Source organism: Paraburkholderia sp. DD10 (assembly GCF_049177125.1).
GTDB classification, from domain to species: Bacteria; Pseudomonadota; Gammaproteobacteria; order Burkholderiales; family Burkholderiaceae; genus Paraburkholderia; species Paraburkholderia terricola.
Genome location: NZ_CP185393.1, coordinates 3,743,533 through 3,762,549 on the forward strand (window position 1 = coordinate 3,743,533; position 19,017 = coordinate 3,762,549).

Here is a 19,017-nt window from a genome sequence, read left to right on the forward strand (position 1 = left end):
CCGGCAAGGCTTTGACACAGGCCGTGGCAGCATGGAACCAGTCGATTGACTGGTATTATGTTGGTTATATAATGGGCTCTCTTTTTCGTAGGCCGGACTCTTCCACGCACACCGCCGGAGCCCCATGGAAACTCGCTGGTCCGCACTCATGCCTGACGCCCGCAACGTCACGCCGCTCTATTTGCAGCTGGCGCGCAATCTTGCGACGGCGATTCATTGCGGCGTGTGGTCGGCGGGCGAGGCGCTGCCGTCGGAGCGCACCCTCTCCGACGCGATCGGCGTGTCGCGCATCACCGCGCGCAAGGCGATCGAGTTGCTGGTCGAGCAGGGTTTGATCCGGCGCGCGCGGGGCGCGGGCAGCTTCATCACGCCGCGCGTCGAAGATCCGCTGTCGCGGCTCACCGGCTTCACGAAGAAGATGCAGCAGCGCGGTTTCCGCCCGGATTCGGTGTGGCTCGAGCGCGATATCCGCGCCGCCAATCGCGACGAACTGGTGCACCTCGGGCTCTCGCCGGGCGCCGCCGTGGCGAGCTTGCGGCGGCTGCGGCGCGCGGACGGCATCGTCATGGCGGTCGAGCATTCTGCGCTGCCGGCCGCTGTCGTGCCCGACCCGCACGCGATCGGCGTGTCGCTTTACAGCTATCTGGAACAACGGGGCGCTGCCGTCGTGCGCGCCTTGCAGCACTTTCGCGCGGTCAACGCATCGAGCGAGATCGCATCGTTAATGGACATCGAACCGCGCTCGGCGCTGCTGGTCATTACGCGTGTCGGATATAGCGCGGACCAGCGCGCGATCGAACTGACCGACACCTATTGCCGCGACGATTACTACGATTTCGTCGCTGAATTGCGCACCTGAAAAGTCGCTTTGACGCATGGCGGCCTGCCGCCGTCGACAACGCAGGCGAACGCCATTCAGTCGCACCTGTATCGCGCCTCACCAGAGAGACTCATGCTGACCGGAAACATACTCACCACCGATGGGTGGATTCACGGCACGCTCGAATACGAAAACGGCCGCATCACGGCGCTGACGGGCGAGCGTGTCGATCCGTCGACAAACGACGCGCCCTACATCCTGCCCGGCTTCATCGATCTGCACGTGCATGGCGGCGGCGGCGCCGACGTGATGGAAGCCGGCGACGCGATCGAAACGATCGCGCGCACGCATGCGCGCCATGGCACGACGAGCCTGCTCGCCACCACGATGACCGCGCCGCGCGACGAACTGATGAGCGTCGTCGCGGGCTTGGGCGACAACGCAAAGATACGCACGCCGGGTGGCTCGCGGGTGCTCGGCGTGCATCTGGAGGGGCCGTACATCAACCCCGGCAAGCTCGGCGCGCAGCCCGACGCCGCCGTTTCGGCGGTGATGGACGAGGTGCTGAAGTATCTGTCGATCGCGCCGATTCGCGTCGTGACGCTGGCGCCGGAGATCGCCGGCCACATGGAAATCATCTCGGAGATGGCGGCGCGCGGCGTGCGCGTGCAGCTCGGCCATTCGCTCGGCACCTACGACGACGCCGTCGCCGCGCTCAAGCACGGCGCGTGCGGCTTCACGCATCTGTTCAACGCCATGTCGCCGCTGCATCACCGCAATCCCGGCATCGTCGGCGCGGCGCTCGCGCACGCCGAATTCGCCGAAATCATTCCCGACTTGCTGCACGTTCATCCGGGCGCGATCCGCGCCGCGTTGCGCGCGATTCCGCGTCTCTACGTGGTGACGGACAGCACCTCGGCCACCGGCATGCCCGACGGCGAATACCGCCTCGGCAGCCAGCACGTAACGAAGTGCCTCGGCGGCGTGCGTCTCGCCGACGGCACGCTCGCCGGCAGCACGCTGACGATGGATCAGGCGCTGCGCAATCTCGTCTCGATCGGCTTGCCGATCGCCGATGTATCAAACCGTTTGTCGCGCTACGCCGCCGACTATCTCGGCATCGAAGACCGCGGCCGCATCGTGCGCGGCGCGTGGGCCGACCTGGTCGTGTTCGATCGTGAACTGGCGTTGACCGCGACTTACGTCGAAGGAGAAGCAATTGTCGAATATGCTTAAAGAGGCGCTGGCGTCCGCTGAAACGGTCGCCGCGCAACTCACGGACACCGCGCGCGTGGCGGTGTTGGCGGCGAAGCTCGCGCAGCAGCCGCGCCATGTCGCGCTGACGGTCGCACGCGGCAGCTCGGATCATGCCGCGAGCTACTTCGCCAGCCTGACGATGAGCCGCCTCGGCGTGCCGGTCGCCTCGCTGCCGATGTCGGTCGCCACGTTGCAACAGGCGCCGCTACAGGTGCGCGACCAGCTTGCGCTCGCGTTCTCGCAATCGGGCAAGAGCCCCGATCTGATCGGCACCATGCAAGCATTGCGCCGCGCCGGCGCGTTGACGGTGGCCGCGGTGAACGCGCCGGGTTCGCCGCTGGCCGACGCGTGCGAATTCCACTTGCCTCTGCTGGCCGGCCCGGAATTGAGCGTCGCGGCCACCAAGAGCTACATCGCGATGCTGTCGATTTCCGCGCAACTGGTCGCGCATTGGCAGAAAGACGCGGCGCTGCTCGGCGCGTTGAACACGCTGCCCGATGCGCTGCAAGCGGCCGGCAAGCTCGACTGGTCGAAAGCCGTGGACGAATTGCGCGGCATCGAGCGCATGATCGTGATCGGCCGGGGTCTCGGTCTCGCGATCGCGCAGGAAGCCGCGCTGAAGTTGAAGGAAACCTCCGGCATTCAGGCCGAAGCGTTTTCGAGCGCGGAAGTGCGCCACGGTCCGATGGAACTGATCGACCGCGATTACCCGCTGCTGGTGTTCGCACCGCGTGGACCCGAACAGGCCGGCCTTCTGCAACTCGCGCGCGACATGCAGGCGCGCGGCGCGCGCGTGCTGCTCGCCGCGCCGGCCGACGTGCCGGAAGCGAGCTTGCCGCTCGCCGCCACCGCGCATGCGGCGCTCGATCCGATCGCCGCGATCCTTTCCTTTTATGTGATGGCCGCCGGCCTTGCCGCCGCGCGCGGGCGCAATCCTGACGCGCCGCGCCATCTCAACAAAGTCACCGAAACTCACTGACGAGAAAATCAGATGCGACGTGTCGAGGAGTCCCGCTTGAAGAGCCATTCTGAAGGCCATATTGTTTTGCTCGCGCCGATGACCGGTCCGGTCGTGCCGCTCGCGAACGTGCCCGACCCTGTGTTTTCGGGCGGCATGTTCGGCGACGGCATCGGTGTCGATCCGCTCGAGGGCCGACTCGTCGCGCCGTGCGACGGCATCGTCACCCACCTTGCGCGCACCGGTCACGCGTTGACGCTGGCCACCGCGGAAGGCGCGGAAATTCTGCTGCACATCGGTATCGACACGGTCGAGCTGAGCGGCAAGGGCTTTACGCCGATGGTCGAGCAAGGCGCGCACGTGCGCACCGGCGACGTGCTGATCGAGTTCGATCAGGACCAGGTCGCGCTGAATGCGCCGAGCCTCGTGTCGGTGATCGCGATTGCCAATTCCGACGCGTTCGAGATCGTCGAGCGTGTGCAAGGCGGCATGCTGAAAGCCGGCGAAACGCCGCTGCTGGTGCTGCGCGCACGCGGCGGCGCGGCGGCCCATGCGTCGCGCGAGGCAAGTGCGACGAACGTCACCGAGGAAGCGCGTCAGCAGGTCACGCTGGCACACGCCGGCGGCCTGCATGCGCGGCCCGCCGCGCGTGCCCGTGAAGCGGCGCGCGGTTTCGACGCGCGCGTCGAAGTGCGTTACGAGGGGCGCAAGGCGTCGATCGAAAGCGTGGTCGGCCTGCTTGGGCTGGGCGCGGGTGAAGGCGCGACGGTCGAGTTGCTGGGCGTCGGTCCGCAAGCCCTGGCCGCGGTCGATGCAATCGCCCGCGAATTGACGCGCGAAGCGCACGGCGAAGTGGAGGAAAAACCGGCGCGCGCCAGCTCGCCGGCGCCGCAAGCGATGGCGCGCGCGGCGGACGAAGTGCTTGCGCCGAATACGCTCGCGGGCGTGTGCGCGGCGCCGGGCGTCGCGGTCGGCAAGCTGGTGCGCTGGGACGATGCGGACATCGATCCGCCGGAGACGGCGACCGGCACGTCCGCCGCGGAGAGCCGTCTGCTGGACAAGGCGATTGCCACCGTCGATGCCGATCTCGGCACCACCGTGCGCGACGCCTCGCAACGCGGCGCGCATGGCGAAGCGGGCATTTTCGCGGTGCACCGTGTGCTGCTCGAAGACCCGACGCTGCTCGACGCGGCGCGCGATCTGATCAGCCTCGGCAAGAGCGCGGGTTTCGCGTGGCGCGAGGCGATCCGCGCGCAGATCCGCATCCTGACGAACATCGAGGACACGTTGCTCGCGGAACGTGCCGCCGATCTGCGCGACATCGAAAAGCGCGTGCTGCGCGCGCTGGGTTATACGAACGCCGCAGCGCGCACGTTGCCCGACGAAGCCGTGCTGGCGGCCGAGGAATTCACGCCGTCCGATTTGTCTTCGCTGGATCGCTCGCGTGTCACCGCGCTCGTGATGGCGCGCGGCGGCGCGACCTCGCATGCGGCGATTCTCGCGCGCCAGGCGGGCATTCCCGCACTGGTGGCCGTTGGCGACGCGCTGCACGCGATTCCCGAGGGCACGCAAGTGGTGGTGGACGCCAGCACCGGCCGGCTCGAATTCGCGCCGACCGAACTCGACGTGGAACGCGCGCGGCTGGAGCGCACGCGTCTGGCCGGCGTGCGCGAAGCGAACCGCCGCACTTCGCAGCAGGCCGCGGTGACGTCCGATGGCCGCGCGATCGAAGTGGCCGCGAACATCGCCACGCTCGACGACGCCAAAACCGCCGTCGACAACGGCGCCGATTCCGTCGGCCTGCTGCGCACCGAATTGCTGTTCATCCATCGCTCGGCGGCGCCGACCACGGATGAGCATCGCCAAAGCTACCAGGCCATCGTCGACGCCTTGAACGGCCGCACCGCGATCATCCGCACGCTGGACGTGGGCGCGGACAAGGAAGTCGATTACCTGACGCTGCCGCCCGAACCGAATCCGGCACTCGGCCTGCGCGGTATCCGCCTCGCGCAAGTGCGCCCCGATCTGCTCGACGATCAGTTGCGCGGTCTGCTGGCGGTGCAGCCGCTCGGCGCGGTGCGCATTCTGCTGCCGATGGTGACCGACGTCGGCGAGTTGATCCGCATCCGCAAACGCATCGATGAGTTCGCCCGCGAGTCGGGCCGCACGGAGCCGATCGAAGTCGGCGTGATGATCGAAGTGCCGTCGGCGGCTTTGCTTGCCGATCAGCTTGCGCGGCACGCGGATTTTCTGTCGATCGGCACCAACGATCTGACGCAATACACGCTGGCGATGGACCGCTGTCAGGCCGATCTCGCCGCCCAGGCCGACGGCCTGCATCCGGCGGTGTTGCGCCTGATTTCGGCGACCGTGCAAGGCGCGAGCAAGCATGGCAAATGGGTCGGCGTATGCGGCGCACTGGCGGGCGATCCGCTGGCGATGCCGCTGCTCGTCGGTCTCGGCGTGACCGAGCTTTCGGTGGATCCGGTGTCGGTGCCGGGCATCAAGGCGCGCGTGCGCAACCTCGATTATCAACTGTGCCGTCAGCGCGCGCAGGATGCACTCGCGCTCGAATCGGCCCAGGCGGTAAGGGCAGCAAGTCGCGAAACCTGGCCTTTGGACTGAACCCACGCAGTCCGCGGCCGGCTTCGCTCGATCAACCACGTATAGCGACGAAACTCAACGACGACAGTCGACAACGACAGTCCACAACGAGACAAGGATTGGAGATATCAATGGATGGGAATCCGTTTCTGAAGATTCAGCGCCTGGGACGCGCGCTGATGCTGCCGATCGCGGTGCTGCCGGTTGCCGGCCTGCTGCTGCGCCTGGGCCAGCCCGATGTGTTCAACATCAAGATGATCGCCGACGCCGGCGGCGCGATCTTCGACAACCTGCCGCTGCTGTTCGCGATCGGCGTGGCGGTCGGTTTCGCGAAAGACAACAACGGCGTGGCGGGTCTCGCGGGCGCGATCGGTTATCTGATCGAAGTCGCGGTGATGAAGGACATCAACGACAAGCTCAACATGGGCGTGTTGTCCGGGATCGTGGCGGGTATCGTCGCGGGCTTGCTGTACAACAAATACAAGGACATCAAGCTGCCCGACTACCTCGCGTTCTTCGGAGGGAAACGCTTCGTGCCGATTGTCACGGGGGTGGCCTGTCTCGCGCTCGGCATTGTGTTCGGCTATGTGTGGCAGCCGGTGCAAGCCGTGATCGACACGGCCGGCCACTGGCTGACCACCGCGGGCGCGTTCGGCGCGTTCGTGTTCGGCGTGCTGAACCGCCTGCTGCTGGTCACGGGCTTGCATCACATTCTGAATTCGCTCACGTGGTTCGTGTTCGGCACCTTCACGCCGCCCGGCGGCGCCGCGGTGACGGGCGACCTGCATCGCTTCTTCGCGGGCGACCCGAGCGCGGGCACGTTCATGACGGGCTTCTTCCCGGTCATGATGTTCGGTCTGCCGGCCGCGTGCCTCGCGATGTTCCATGAAGCGCCGAAGGAGCGCCGCGCGGTGGTCGGCGGGCTGCTGTTCTCGATGGCGCTCACCTCGTTCCTGACGGGCGTGACCGAGCCGATCGAGTTCAGCTTCATGTTCCTCGCACCGGTGCTGTATGCGATCCACGCGCTGTTGACCGGCGTCGCGCTTGCTGTTTGCTCGGCGCTCGGCATTCACCTCGGCTTCACGTTTTCCGCCGGCGCGATCGACTACGTGCTGAACTACGGCCTCTCGACGAGGGGCTGGTGGGCGATTCCGATCGGTCTCGTGTACTCGGTGTTGTACTACGGGCTGTTCCGTTTCTTCATCCGCAAATTCAACATGGCGACGCCGGGCCGCGAACCCGCTGCCGCCGATGAACAGGTCGAATCGTTTGCCGCCGGCGGCTTCGTTTCGCCGGTAGCCGGCGCAGCCGTGCCGCGCGCGCAGCGTTATATCGCGGCGCTGGGCGGCGCGGCGAATCTGTCGGTGGTGGATGCCTGCACGACGCGTCTGCGTCTGTCGGTGGTCGACTCGGACAAGGTCTCGGAAAACGAACTGAAGACGATCGGCGCGCGCGGCGTGCTCAAGCGCGGCGCGACCAACGTGCAAGTGATCATCGGACCGGAAGCGGACATTATTGCGGACGAGATCCGCACGGTAATCGCGCAGGGCGGCGGCGAAGCGAAGGCGGTTACTGTGTCCGCTGCTGCGCCTGCCGCGGCTTCCGCGACTGCCGCCGCGAGCGCTCAAGGCGGTCCGCTCGATCCTGACCCGCAGCGTTGGCTCGCCGTATTCGGCGGCGCGGGCAACGTGGTGTCGCTGGATGCCGTCGCGGCGACGCGTCTGCGTATCGTCGTGCGCGATCCGTCGGCGGTGGATCGTCAGCGCCTCGCCACGCTCGATACGGCGTGGGTGTCGGCGGACACGTTTCATATCGTGGTCGGCGAGGCGGCGCAGCGCTATGCCGCGCAACTGGCGACGCGTCTGTCGCCCACGAGCGGCGGCGCGACGCCTTTGCCGGCTTGATGCCGTGTGATGCCGCGGCCTCCGCGCCGCTTACCGCGCGTCTCTTCTGACAAGACAACGCGACAATAAAAAAGCGGCACCTTCAATTCAAGGTGCCGCTTTTGCGTTTACCCGCTTGCGCTAACCGGCATCGCCGGCCACGGCTCGATCAACGCGCTTTCTGCTTTCCCACTTCCGCCGGCCGGCGCGATTCCAGCCACATGACGTTGATGATGCCGAACGCCAACGCCACGCCAATGCCGAGAATCCAACTGAAGTACCACATCGCAAACTCCTGTTAATCGTATTGCCGGTCAATACATCGAATGATGATTTTCTTCGAGCGCCGCCGCGGTTACCTTGCCTCGCATCACGCGATAGACCCAGCTCGTGTAGATCAGGATGAGCGGCAGGAAAACCACCACCGCCACCAGCATGATCTGCAGCGTCATGCGGCTCGAGGTCGAATCCCACACGGTGAGGCTGCTGCGGCCGTCGAGCGACGAAGGCATGATGAACGGGAACATCGAGAAGCCCGCCGTCAGAATCACGCCGATGATCGTCGACGAGGTCGCCAGGAACGCGCTCTTTTCGAAGCGCGAGCGCGCGAGCAACGCGGCGAGCACGCCGCCGACGAGACCCGCTATCGGCGCGGCCGTCATCCACGGATAGGTTGCGTAATTGGTGAGCCACAGACCCGGCGCGCCGATCACGCTCTTCATCAGCGGATTGGCGACCGCATCGAGCGGCGCGGCGTCGACGATCTGATAGCCGCCGATCACCACCGCGATCAGCGCGCCCGCGATCAGGAACAGCACGACGCCGGCCAGCGACGCGATGCGCAGTGCGAGCGAAGCGCGTTCGGCGACGATGCCGTCCGATTTCATCTTCACGAAGGCTGCGCCGTGCGCGGCCAGCATCGACACGCTCACGAGCCCGCACAACACCGCGAACGGGTTGAGCAAGGCGAAGAAGCCGCCGTGATAGGTGACGCGCAGGTCGGTGTCGAACGAAAACGGCACGCCCTGCAGCAGGTTGCCGAACGCGACGCCGAACACCAGCGCCGGCACGAAGCCGCCGACGAACAGCGCCCAGTCCCACGCGCTGCGCCAGCGCGGGTCCTCGCGTTTGCTGCGGTAGTCGAAGCCGACCGGCCGGAAGAACAGCGCGAACAGCACCAGCAGCATCGCGAAGTAGAAGCCCGAGAACGACGCCGCGTACACCAGCGGCCACGCGGCGAACATCGCGCCGCCCGCCGTGATGAGCCATACCTGATTGCCTTCCCACGTCGCGCCGACCGTGTTCACGACGATGCGCCGCTCGGCGTCGGTCTTGCCGATGAACGGCAGCAGAATCGCGGCGCCCATGTCGAAGCCGTCGGTGAGCGCGAAGCCGATCAGCAGGACGCCGATCAGCACCCACCAGATCAGTTTGAGGGTTGCGTAATCCATGATGAGGTTTCCCTTGAAGCAGAGTGGCGGCGAATCATGCGGCCGTGTTGGTCGGCAGCGGCTGATTCACCGGCTGATGCCGCGGCTGTTGCAGTTCGTGGTGATAGCGCCCGGTGTGCAGCGACGACGGTCCGAGCCGCGCGTACTTGAACATCAGCATGATTTCGATGATGAACAGCACGGTGTAGAACACCACGAAGCCGGCGATGCTCAGATACAGGTCGCCCGGCGTCAGGCTCGAGGCGGACAGGTGGGTCGGCAGAATGCCGGCGATGGTCCACGGTTGACGGCCCACTTCGGCGACGATCCAGCCGAATTCAGCCGCGAGCCACGGCAGCGGAATCGCCCAGACGGCCCAGCGCAGGAACCAGCGGCGCTTTTGCAGCAGCAGCGAGCGCTGCGCGCAGAACCAGAACGCCAGCACGAAAGTGGCGAGGAACAGGATGCCGAGGCCGACCATCAAGCGGAACGAGAAGAACACGGGCGCGACGGGCGGTATCGTCTTTTTTGCGGCCTGGGCGATCTGCTCCGGCGTGGCGTCGGTCACGTTCGCGGTGAACTGCTTGAGCATCAGACCGTAGCCGAGGTCTTTCTTGTGCGCGTCGAACTCGGCCTTGGCTTCGTCGGTGGCGTCGCCCAGCTTGAGCTTCTGCAGCGCGGCGTAGGCGAGCATGCCGTTCTTGATGCGCACTTCGTTCTGCGCCATCAGGTCTTTCAGGCCGACCACCGGTTCGTCGATGGAGCGCGTGGCGATGAGGCCGAGCGCGTACGGAATCCGGATGGCGTAGTCGGTGCGCTCTTCCTTCTGGTTCGGAAGACCGATGAGCGTGAACGGCGCCGGCGCGGGCGCGGTTTCCCATTCGGACTCGATCGCGGCCAGCTTCACCTGCTGGACTTCGCCGGTACGGTAGCCGGATTCGTCGCCGAGCACGATCACGCACAACGTCGACGCAAGGCCGAAACCGGCGGCGATGGCGAACGAACGCAGCGCGAATTCGGTGTCGCGGCGCTTCAACAGATACCACGACGACACGCCCAGCACGAACATCGACGCCGTCACGTAACCGGCCGAGACCGTGTGCACGAACTTCACTTGCGCGACCGGATTGAACAGCACGGAGAAGATGCTGTCGAGTTCCATGCGCATGGTCTGGTAATTGAAGGTGGCGCCGACCGGATTGTTCATCCAGCCGTTGGCCACCAGAATCCAGAGGGCCGACAGGTTCGAGCCGAGCGCGACGAGGAACGTGACGGTGACGTGCTGCACTTTCGAAAGCCGCGTCCAGCCGAAGAAGAACAGGCCGACGAAGGTCGACTCCAGGAAGAACGCCATCAGACCTTCAACCGCCAGCGGCACGCCGAAGATGTCGCCGACATAGTGCGAGTAGTACGACCAGTTGGTGCCGAACTGGAATTCCAGCGTGAGACCGGTCGTGACGCCCATCGCGAAGTTGATGCCGAACAGCTTGCCCCAGAACTGGGTCATGTCCTTGTAGATCTGCTTGCCGGTCATCACATAGACGGATTCCATGATGACGAGCAGCCACGACAGGCCCAGCGTGAGCGGCACGAACAGAAAGTGATAAAGCGCCGTGATGGCGAACTGGAGGCGCGACAGTTCTACGACTTCGCTAACGGGCATGTTGATCACCTTGGGACGGATGCGGGGCAGGCGTTGACAGCAGCGCCTGCGAAACCTGCTCAGGCGGCAGCCACATGTGCTCCGCCTGGGGATGATTGAAGAACGTGTACTTGAGCACCATCAACAGCGTGAATTTGATGGCGAGGACGATGGCGATATCCCGCGCCAGCGTCGGACCGCGCACCCACCCGGCGAGCCGTTGACGCAGGCTCGGGCGAGGGCGGTTATTGCGATTGAGGGCTAGGGTCATGGGCGGTCGATGGCGACTTCACGCCGGTTGGTCCGGCTGGATCCAGATCGCACGAGCGATCCGGCGAGTGCATCCCGATTTTAGGAGCGGGACCTTGCGCGCGTGGGTTCCGCGCTGCGGCATCGGGTCGCTGGCGCCACACGGTTGATGCAGTATTGCCAGGGGGGTTGAGGTAGGTCAAGGAACGCCGGCCGGCCGGCCGTGGCCCTGAGTCAATGCGCGCACGGCGAAGGAGGCGGGGCTTCGACGCTTCGACGCCTGGACGGAAAAAAGCCCCGCCGTCTTGCGAGGGCGGGGCTTTGCGGCCGGCTGGTCAGCGTGCGTCGCGCGAACCGGTTTGCTGAGTTTTTCAGACCTTACGCATACTCGGTCAGTGCGCCGCGCATCTTCTTCATTGCGCTTGCTTCGATCTGGCGAATCCGTTCGGCCGAGACGCCGAATTCGTCGGCCAACTCGTGCAGCGTCGAGCCGCCCGAGCCGTCGTCCTCCACCTTCAGCCAGCGCGCCTCGATGATGCGGCGGCTGCGGGCGTCCAGTGCATCCAGCGCGCTCGCGATACCGTCGGTTTGCAGCTTGTCGCGCTGACGCGAAGCCAGCACGGCGGTCGGCTCGTTATGCGAGTCGGCAAGGTAGGCGATCGGCGCGTACGACTCTTCGCCGTCTTCGACCTGGCCTTCCAGCGCGATGTCGCCGCCCGAGAGGCGCGTTTCCATCTCGGCCACTTCCTCGCGCTTCACGTTCAACTCCTTGGCGAGACCTTCGATCTCGTCGGGCGTGAACGCGCCCAAGCCCTGCTTATGGCTGCGCAGGTTGAAGAACAGCTTGCGCTGCGCCTTGGTGGTGGCGACCTTCACCATGCGCCAGTTGCGCAGGATGTATTCGTGGATTTCGGCCTTGATCCAGTGCATCGCGTACGACACGAGGCGCACGTTCTGCTCGGGATCGAAGCGTTTCACGGCCTTCATCAGGCCGATGTTGCCTTCCTGGATCAGGTCGGCATGCGGCAGGCCATAACCGAGATAGTTGCGCGCGATCGACACGACCAGCCGCAGATGCGACAGGACGAGACGGCGTGCGGACTCGAGGTTGCCCTGCTCGCGAAATTCGGTGGCGAACTGGCGTTCTTCCGCAGGCGTCAGCATCGGAATGCGATTGACGGCCTGGATGTAGGCGTCGATGTTGCCCAGTTGACCGGGCAGCAGCGAGGAATGCGAGAGCGCCAGTGCACCTGCCGAAGCGGCCTTAGCCGACGACGGGCTCAGAGTACTCGGAAGGGTCATTGCATGGCTCACGTAAAAAACTCCTTTGGAATCAGGTAACAGCGTATTCAGGTGACGACTCCAGCGTTGGATGTTAGCACTCTGATTTCCTGAGTGCTAATACTTAGAAGCGGTAGGGGCATCCAAGTTCCGTCATTTTCTATTGAAGTTCACTTCCTGATAGCCATCATACGCCGCTTCCGCTTGCCCTGTGTGGGCCGTAGAACTTACCGGGCCATCCTATTCCGCGATCATAAATGAACGATATTTGCCGTTTTAGAAGTGACTAATTGCGAAAAATAAGATTTCTTCATACGATCCGCCTGATCGTGATTGAATTTAGAATAGGCAAATCTGTTACAGATTGTTCAACGTTCGGCGAGCTCGGGTGTTAGATGAACAACAAAAAGAAGGCTTGGCGTGTTCTGGCGCTGAAAAGCGCGTCGGCAGCGGTACTGCTGGGTGCATCCGGACTGGCCGCGGCCGATCAGTTCGGTTTGCAGGTCGCCGGCGGCGTGGGCGATCATCATGTGAAAAAGCTCGACCTCGGCGTGGTCTGGGATCCGAACCTCACCTGGTGGCAAATCGGTGACTGGCATTTCACGCTGATCGGCGAGGCGCACATGGCTTGGTGGCACACCAACGAAGGCAACGTGCACGACAACATCGGCGAGATCGGCGTGACGCCGATGATTCGCTTCATCAAGGCATCCGGGTCGATCCGTCCTTTCATCGAAGTGGGCGCCGGCGTGCGGCTCCTGTCGAGTCCGCGAATTTCCTCCGACTTCACGCTCGGCTCGGCGTTCCAGTTCGCCGACGTCGCGGGCGTGGGCGTGCAGTTCGGCCATCGCCAGCAGTATCAGGCGGGCTACCGCTTCCAGCATATTTCCAACGGCGGTATCAAAGAGCCGAATCCTGGTATAAATTTCAGCCAGCTATATTTGCAATATAACTTCTGACGACCGTGGCCATGTTCGGCTCACCGGTGCGAGGGCTGAGCAATGGCGGCAAAGATAATCGAAGCGATTCGCGGGCTCGAGCGAGAGCGCTTTCGTGCGATGGTCGACGGCGACGGGCAATCGCTCGACACACTGCTCGCGGACAACGTGAGCTATGTCCATACCAACGGCAAACGCGAGACGAAGCGGCAGTTCATCGACGGGATTACCGGCGGCCGCCGCCGTTATCGGCAGATCGAGGTGCAGTCGCAAGACGTGTTGCCGGTGGGACGCGAGACCTGCGTCGTCACGGGGCGCGCGCTGATCGAGATGGAGGCGAATAACGGCGCACTCCTGTTCCCCATCGCGTACACCGCGATTCATACGCACGAAGCCGGGCAATGGCGGCTGATTGCGTGGCAAGCCACCCGTTGCGCGATCGAGTGAGCCTGCCGGTTGGCGCTTGAGCGGCGTCGAGCCGTCATGCGCCGGTCGTCCACGCCGCAGCCAGATTGCCCTATCACTCGCATGGCGATGCAGCGACAGCCCGATGCTGTCGCGTCAGGCGAGATTGCGGTCCATCCCTTGCAGCAAGCGCAATCACCGCGCTCGCGCAGCGTCCTTCACGCCTGCGTCTTCGCGACGTCCACGATCAGTTCGACCTGTCGCTCGATCGCGCTCGGCACGGGCGCCTCGCCGCGCAGCACGGCGCCGATCCACGCCGCCGTGGTGGGTGCGTCGCGCGCTTCGGGCAACGCCACTTCCGGCGCGTCCGGCGACGAGCGCTCATGCGGCACGCGCGTTTCGCAGATGCCGTCGTGCAGCCAGTCGACCTGCACCTGGCGCCGCGTGTCGGCTACCGCTTCGCCCTCGGTGCCGCGCGCCAGCAAGGCGCCGCCGGCCGCCGCGTCCGCATGCGTGTTGAACAACTGCGTGAGACTGTCCCGATACGGCGGATGCGTGTAGTTCACGAGCCGCAGGCCGGCCGGCGCAAACGGCTGGAGAATCTTCACGAGCGTATGCGTCGAATTACGCACGCCCATGCGCCGGCGTAGCGCGAGCAGGCGCGCGAGTTTCGGCGCGAGCACGTCGATCGGCGCGAACGCTAGACGGCGCTCGGCGAGACCGTCTTCGATCTCGGCGTGCGAGCGCGCGTGCGGAATCTGCAAATGCGTGAAGATTTCAGCGCTCGTCACGCGCCCCGGATCTTCGGTCACGCCGTGCACCAGCACCGGCACGCCTTCACGCGCGAGCAGCAGGGCGAGCAGCGGCACGAGGTTCGGCTGTTTGCGCGCGCCGTTGTACGTGGGGATCGAGACGGGCCGGAAGGCGCCGTGCGGCACATGAACCGGTTCGAACGACGCATGGGCGCCGGCCAGCATCGCGGCGAGTTCGTCGGCGGTTTCACCCTTCACGCGATAGGCGAGCAGCACCGCGCCGAGTTCGAGCTCGGCGACGCGGCCGTCGAGCATGGCGGTGTAGAGCGCGCGCGTGTCTTCGGCGGTGAGCGCGCGGGCGCCGTTCGGGCCGCGGCCGATTTCCTTGATGAAGCGGGCGCAAGGGAAGGGATTGGCAGTGTCGGCGGAATCAGTCATCGGGACAGTGGAACGGTGTGGCGGTGCCGCCCTGAAGCGGTGGCCACGGTATTCAAGGGACGCTATTGGGTGTGAGTATCGCATCTATGGCAAACCGGCGAGACGATTCGCCTGGCGCGCCCTGTCCATCCGCCGCGCGCCGCACTTTGCCGCGCGTTACACTCGATGTTTTTCTCGCCGCGCTGGCGGCACAATCGAAGAAACGGAGAACGGGATGAGTTACGTATTCGCACCCGCACCGGTGGTCGCGGTGCCAGTTGTCGGGTCCGGCGAGCAGTTCGCGGTGCGTCGCATCTACTGCGTGGGCCGCAACTACGAGGCGCATGCGCGCGAGATGGGACACGATCCCGACCGCGAGCCGCCGTTCTTCTTCGCCAAGCCCGCCGACGCCGTGCTGTACGTCGCGCCCGGCGCCACCGGCGAATTTCCTTACCCGTCGCAATCGAAAAACGTCCACTTCGAGATGGAACTGGTCGCGGCGATCGGCAAGGGCGGCAGGAACATTCCGGCTGAAAGCGCGCTCGATCACGTCTACGGTTACGCGCTCGGTCTCGACATGACGCGCCGCGATCTGCAGGCGGAAGCGAAGAAGCTCGGCCGTCCGTGGGACACCGCGAAGGGCTTCGATCATTCGGCGCCGCTCGGACCGATTCATCCGGCGGCGACGGTCGGCCATCTCGGCAAGGGCGCGATCTGGTTGTCGGTGAACGGCGAGGAAAAACAGCGCTCGGATGTGTCGCAACTGATCTGGTCGGTGGGCGAGACGATCGCTTATCTGTCGACGCTGTTCGAGTTGCAACCCGGCGATCTGATTTTCACGGGCACGCCGGAAGGCGTCGGCGCGGTGGTGCGGGGCGATCTGATGAAGGGCGGCGTGGACGGGCTCGGAGAGTTCAGCGTGCGCGTGGTCTGACAGCCGGTTGGAGGAGGAGACAACAACATGAAGCTCTACAGCTATTTCCGCAGCTCGGCGTCGTATCGCGTGCGCATCGCGCTGAACGTGAAGAACCTGCCGTACGACTACGTGCCGGTGCACCTCGTGCGCGACGGCGGCGAACAGTTGAAACCCGGCTACCGCAAGGTGAATGTCGACGGCATCGTGCCCACGTTCGTCGACGGCAACGAGGTGATGCCGCAGTCGCTCGCGATCATCGAGTATCTGGAGGAAACGCATCCCGAGCCGCCGCTGCTGCCCAGGACGCCGGCCGATCGCGCGTACGTGCGTTCGGTGGCGTTGCAGGTTGCGTGCGAGATTCATCCGCTGAACAATCTGCGGGTGCTGAAGTATCTGAAGCACACGTTGTGTGTCGACGACGACGCGAAGGACGCGTGGTACCGGCATTGGGTGGAAGCGGGCTTTGCGACGCTGGAAACGCATCTGGCCGGCAGTTCACGCACCGGCAAACTGTGTTTCGGCGATACGCCCACGCTCGCCGACGCCTGTCTGATTCCCCAGGTATTCAACGCGCAGCGCTTCAAGGTCGACACGGGCAAGTTTCCGACGATCCAACGCATCTACGATCACGCGATGCAACTCGACGCGTTTGCTCGCGCGGCGCCAGGCGCCCAGCCTGACGCGGAGTGATCTTCGCGGCTGAATGAAGAAGGGCGCTCGTCAGTTGACGGAGCGCCCTTTCTGCTTGTTCAGCCGCGAATGCCGGGTGGCCGTGTTCACCCGCCCAGCAACGCGTCCGAAAACTCTTCCGCGCTGAACGGCTGCAGATCCTCCACCTTCTCGCCGACGCCGATGAAGTACACCGGAATCGGACGCTGCCGCGCGATCGCCGCGAGAATGCCGCCCTTCGCGGTGCCGTCGAGCTTGGTGACGATCAGGCCCGTGAGGCCGAGCGCGTCGTCGAAGGCTTTGACTTGCGCGAGCGCGTTCTGGCCGGTGTTCGCGTCGATCACCAGCAGCACCTCGTGCGGCGCGCCGTCTTGCGCCTTGCCGATCACGCGCTTCACCTTGCGCAGTTCTTCCATCAGATGCAACTGGGTCGGCAGACGGCCGGCCGTGTCCGCCATCATCACGTCGATCTTGCGCGCGCGCGCTGCGCCGACCGCGTCGAAGATCACCGCCGCCGGGTCGCCGCTTTCCTGCGACATCACCGTGACGTTGTTGCGCTGGCCCCAGATGGCCAACTGCTCGCGCGCCGCGGCGCGGAACGTGTCGCCCGCGGCCAGCAGCACCGATTGGTCGAAGCTCTGCAGATGCTTCGCGAGCTTGCCGATGCTGGTGGTCTTGCCCGCGCCGTTGACGCCGGCGATCATCATGACGAGCGGCTGCGCTCGGCCTAGCATCAACGATTTTTCCAGCGGCTTGAGCAGGTCGACGAGCAGCGTGCGCAGCGCCGTTTTCACCTGCTGAGGATCGGAGAGACGTTCGGTGCGGACTTTCTCCCGCAGCGCCTCGAGCAGAAATTCGGTGGCCTCGACGCCCGCGTCCGACATCAGCAGCGCGGTTTCGAGCTCCTCGTACAGATCCTCGTCGATCCTGGTGCCGACGAAGATGCCGGTCAGGTTCGAACTGGTCTTCGACAAGCCGGTCTTCAGGCGGTTGAGCCACGAGCGCCTCGCGCCCGCATCCTGCACCGGCGGCGGGACGATCTCGACGGTTTCCAGTTCGGGCTCTTCCGGCTCGGGTTCCGGTTCGGGTTCCGGTTCGTTTATGGACGAAGCGCCCGGTGACTGAATATCGACGCTGACCGGCGCTGCCGGACGCGGCGTAGCGGAGGCCACCGGGGGCTCCTCGGCGTGTTCGGGCGCCAAGGCCTCCGGCGCCGTTTGCGATTCTGCCGGCGTGTTATCGGACTCTTTCGAACCCTTGAATCGTTTGAAAAAGCTGAACATGATCTGGCGTGGTGAGAGCGCGCGCCGATGCGCGCAGCCGGCAATGACCGGCAAGCGGCAGGCAGCGTTGCGATGCGGGATGCAAGGCGCTGGAAGCCGCACATTTTATCAGGCGCGCCGCCCGCCGTCGTATCGGCCGAACGGCCAGGGTGGACGCCGATAGCCCCTGTGGTAACGTTGCCGCTCCAGCCCGTGCGCATCGACGTCGCGGGCGCTTTCATTACGCAATCAAAACCTGCATGCCTCGTTCCGCACCTTCACGCGCCCACGGCGCTTCATCCAAAGGCGGCAAGCCGCACGCCATTCGCATCATCGGCGGCGACTGGAAACGCACGCCGCTGCCCGTGCTCGACCTCGACGGGCTGCGCCCCACGCCCGACCGTGTGCGCGAGACGCTGTTCAACTGGCTCGGCCAGCGGCTGGACGGTCAGCGTTGCCTCGATCTGTTCGCCGGCAGCGGCGCGCTGGGCTTCGAGGCGGCTTCGCGCGGCGCGGCGCGCGTGCTGATGGTGGAGCGTAACGCGCGAGCCGCCGGTCAGTTGCGCGCCAACCAGGAACGGCTCGCGGCGCGCACAATCGAAATCGCCGAGGCGGACGGCTTGCGCCTTGCCGCGAGTCTCGCGCCCGGATCGTTCGACGTGGTGTTTCTCGATCCGCCATTCGGCGACGATCTGCTCGACAAGGCGCTCGCGCTGGCCGTACCGCTGGTGAGCGCCGAAGGCTTTCTGTATGTGGAAGCCGGTGCCGCCCTCGAACTGGCTGGAAACGAGACGCTTGCAGGTTGGGACGTCATTCGGCACGGCAAGGCGGGTGCGGTCCACTTTCATTTGCTGCAGCGCGAAAATAAGGAATAATGCGCGTTCGATAACAAGCGCCGGGCGGTTTATCGCCACGCGCGCGGCCGGTGCCAAATGCGTCGCGTGGACGCTTTGACGTGCCCATTTGTCTGAAGAGAGGAGAAGTCTCATGGTAGTCGCCGTGTACCCGGGCACGTTTGACCCGCTGACGCGCGGTCACGAAGACCTCGTTCGGCGCGCGTCGAGCATTTTCGACACGCTGGTGGTGGGCGTTGCAGACAGCCGCAACAAGAAGCCTTTTTTCACGCTCGAGGAGCGCCTCGACATCGCGCACGAAGTGCTCGGGCACTACCCGAACGTCCAGGTGATGAGCTTCAAGGGCTTGCTGAAAGACTTCGTTCGCAGCAACAACGCACGTGTGATCGTGCGGGGCCTGCGCGCCGTGTCGGACTTCGAATACGAGTTCCAGATGGCCGGCATGAATCGCTATCTGCTGCCCGACGTCGAAACCATGTTCATGACGCCGTCGGATCAGTATCAGTTCATCTCGGGCACCATCGTGCGCGAAATCGCGCAACTGGGCGGCGACGTCAGCAAGTTTGTGTTCCCCTCGGTCGAAAAATGGCTGACGGAGAAGGTTGCCGCGCTGGACCCGGACGGCGGCACTTCGGCGGCGCAACCGTAACCGGCGTAAACTGTCGGCTTGACGGATTAAG

General features: G+C 65.0%; 18 protein-coding genes. 11 read left to right on the forward strand and 7 right to left on the reverse strand.

The window, feature by feature from the left end:
• Positions 1 to 124: 124 nt before the first annotated feature.
• The 5 genes from ACOCG7_RS32350 to nagE all read left to right on the forward strand — a co-directional run bounded on the left by ACOCG7_RS32350 (position 125) and on the right by nagE (position 7,543).
• A complete protein-coding gene (locus tag ACOCG7_RS32350; protein WP_073429387.1) occupies positions 125 to 859 on the forward strand; it encodes a GntR family transcriptional regulator in 735 nt (244 codons plus the stop codon).
• 93 nt (positions 860 to 952) lie between these two features.
• A complete protein-coding gene (nagA, locus tag ACOCG7_RS32355; protein ID WP_073429451.1) occupies positions 953 to 2,056 on the forward strand; it encodes an N-acetylglucosamine-6-phosphate deacetylase in 1,104 nt (367 codons plus the stop codon).
• Positions 2,049 to 3,056, forward strand: coding sequence for an SIS domain-containing protein (locus ACOCG7_RS32360; RefSeq protein ID WP_073429388.1), 1,008 nt, complete (start codon positions 2,049 to 2,051; stop codon positions 3,054 to 3,056). Before nagA ends, ACOCG7_RS32360 begins: the two co-directional genes overlap by 8 nt.
• Before the next feature lie 12 nt (positions 3,057 to 3,068).
• The gene (gene ptsP / locus ACOCG7_RS32365) at positions 3,069 to 5,660 is read left to right on the forward strand and encodes a phosphoenolpyruvate--protein phosphotransferase (protein ID WP_073429389.1); all 2,592 of its coding nucleotides are present in this window, start codon (positions 3,069 to 3,071) and stop codon (positions 5,658 to 5,660) included.
• A 110-nt stretch (positions 5,661 to 5,770) separates the two neighbouring features.
• Complete coding sequence (gene nagE / locus ACOCG7_RS32370) at positions 5,771 to 7,543, forward strand: N-acetylglucosamine-specific PTS transporter subunit IIBC (protein WP_073429390.1); 1,773 nt, start codon at positions 5,771 to 5,773, stop codon at positions 7,541 to 7,543.
• A gap of 148 nt (positions 7,544 to 7,691) precedes the next feature.
• On the opposite strand, the gene cydX is transcribed toward nagE, so the two are convergent.
• From cydX to rpoH, 5 genes are all read right to left on the reverse strand, one after another.
• Complete coding sequence (cydX, locus tag ACOCG7_RS32375; protein ID WP_073429391.1) at positions 7,692 to 7,808, reverse strand: cytochrome bd-I oxidase subunit CydX; 117 nt, start codon at positions 7,806 to 7,808, stop codon at positions 7,692 to 7,694.
• 28 nt (positions 7,809 to 7,836) lie between these two features.
• A complete protein-coding gene (gene cydB, locus ACOCG7_RS32380; protein ID WP_073429392.1) occupies positions 7,837 to 8,973 on the reverse strand; it encodes a cytochrome d ubiquinol oxidase subunit II in 1,137 nt (378 codons plus the stop codon).
• Between the two features lie 34 nt (positions 8,974 to 9,007).
• Positions 9,008 to 10,615, reverse strand: coding sequence for a cytochrome ubiquinol oxidase subunit I (locus tag ACOCG7_RS32385; protein ID WP_073429393.1), 1,608 nt, complete (start codon positions 10,613 to 10,615; stop codon positions 9,008 to 9,010).
• Complete coding sequence (gene cydP, locus ACOCG7_RS32390; protein ID WP_073429394.1) at positions 10,605 to 10,865, reverse strand: cytochrome oxidase putative small subunit CydP; 261 nt, start codon at positions 10,863 to 10,865, stop codon at positions 10,605 to 10,607. The genes ACOCG7_RS32385 and cydP overlap by 11 nt, the downstream gene beginning before the upstream one ends.
• A gap of 356 nt (positions 10,866 to 11,221) precedes the next feature.
• Entirely contained in the window at positions 11,222 to 12,157 is a 936-nt protein-coding gene (rpoH, locus tag ACOCG7_RS32395) for an RNA polymerase sigma factor RpoH (protein WP_073429395.1), read from the reverse strand.
• 362 nt (positions 12,158 to 12,519) lie between these two features.
• On the opposite strand from rpoH, the gene ACOCG7_RS32400 reads away from it, so the two are divergent.
• A complete protein-coding gene (locus ACOCG7_RS32400; RefSeq protein ID WP_073429396.1) occupies positions 12,520 to 13,083 on the forward strand; it encodes an acyloxyacyl hydrolase in 564 nt (187 codons plus the stop codon).
• A 42-nt stretch (positions 13,084 to 13,125) separates the two neighbouring features.
• Positions 13,126 to 13,509, forward strand: a complete 384-nt coding sequence (locus tag ACOCG7_RS32405) for a nuclear transport factor 2 family protein (RefSeq protein WP_073429397.1) — start codon at positions 13,126 to 13,128, stop codon at positions 13,507 to 13,509.
• A 176-nt stretch (positions 13,510 to 13,685) separates the two neighbouring features.
• Here the strand turns inward: ACOCG7_RS32405 and ybiB are convergent, their stop codons facing one another.
• Complete coding sequence (ybiB, locus tag ACOCG7_RS32410) at positions 13,686 to 14,657, reverse strand: DNA-binding protein YbiB (protein WP_073429398.1); 972 nt, start codon at positions 14,655 to 14,657, stop codon at positions 13,686 to 13,688.
• Between the two features lie 214 nt (positions 14,658 to 14,871).
• On the opposite strand from ybiB, the gene ACOCG7_RS32415 reads away from it, so the two are divergent.
• Both ACOCG7_RS32415 and maiA read left to right on the forward strand, forming a co-directional pair.
• Positions 14,872 to 15,570 (forward strand): fumarylacetoacetate hydrolase family protein, encoded by a 699-nt coding sequence (locus tag ACOCG7_RS32415; RefSeq protein ID WP_114161830.1) that lies wholly within the window; start codon positions 14,872 to 14,874, stop codon positions 15,568 to 15,570.
• A 27-nt stretch (positions 15,571 to 15,597) separates the two neighbouring features.
• Complete coding sequence (maiA, locus tag ACOCG7_RS32420) at positions 15,598 to 16,242, forward strand: maleylacetoacetate isomerase (protein ID WP_114161831.1); 645 nt, start codon at positions 15,598 to 15,600, stop codon at positions 16,240 to 16,242.
• A gap of 86 nt (positions 16,243 to 16,328) precedes the next feature.
• On the opposite strand, the gene ftsY is transcribed toward maiA, so the two are convergent.
• On the reverse strand, positions 16,329 to 17,504 hold the full coding sequence (ftsY, locus tag ACOCG7_RS32425; protein WP_114163411.1) for a signal recognition particle-docking protein FtsY: 1,176 nt from the start codon (positions 17,502 to 17,504) through the stop codon (positions 16,329 to 16,331).
• Positions 17,505 to 17,743: 239 nt separating this feature from the next.
• Here ftsY and rsmD point away from each other — a divergent pair, with 239 nt between their 5' ends.
• Together rsmD and coaD are read left to right on the forward strand one after the other, a co-directional pair.
• Positions 17,744 to 18,358 (forward strand): 16S rRNA (guanine(966)-N(2))-methyltransferase RsmD, encoded by a 615-nt coding sequence (rsmD, locus tag ACOCG7_RS32430; RefSeq protein ID WP_083084721.1) that lies wholly within the window; start codon positions 17,744 to 17,746, stop codon positions 18,356 to 18,358.
• 112 nt (positions 18,359 to 18,470) lie between these two features.
• Positions 18,471 to 18,986, forward strand: coding sequence for a pantetheine-phosphate adenylyltransferase (gene coaD, locus ACOCG7_RS32435; RefSeq protein ID WP_073429401.1), 516 nt, complete (start codon positions 18,471 to 18,473; stop codon positions 18,984 to 18,986).
• Positions 18,987 to 19,017: the final 31 nt, after the last annotated feature.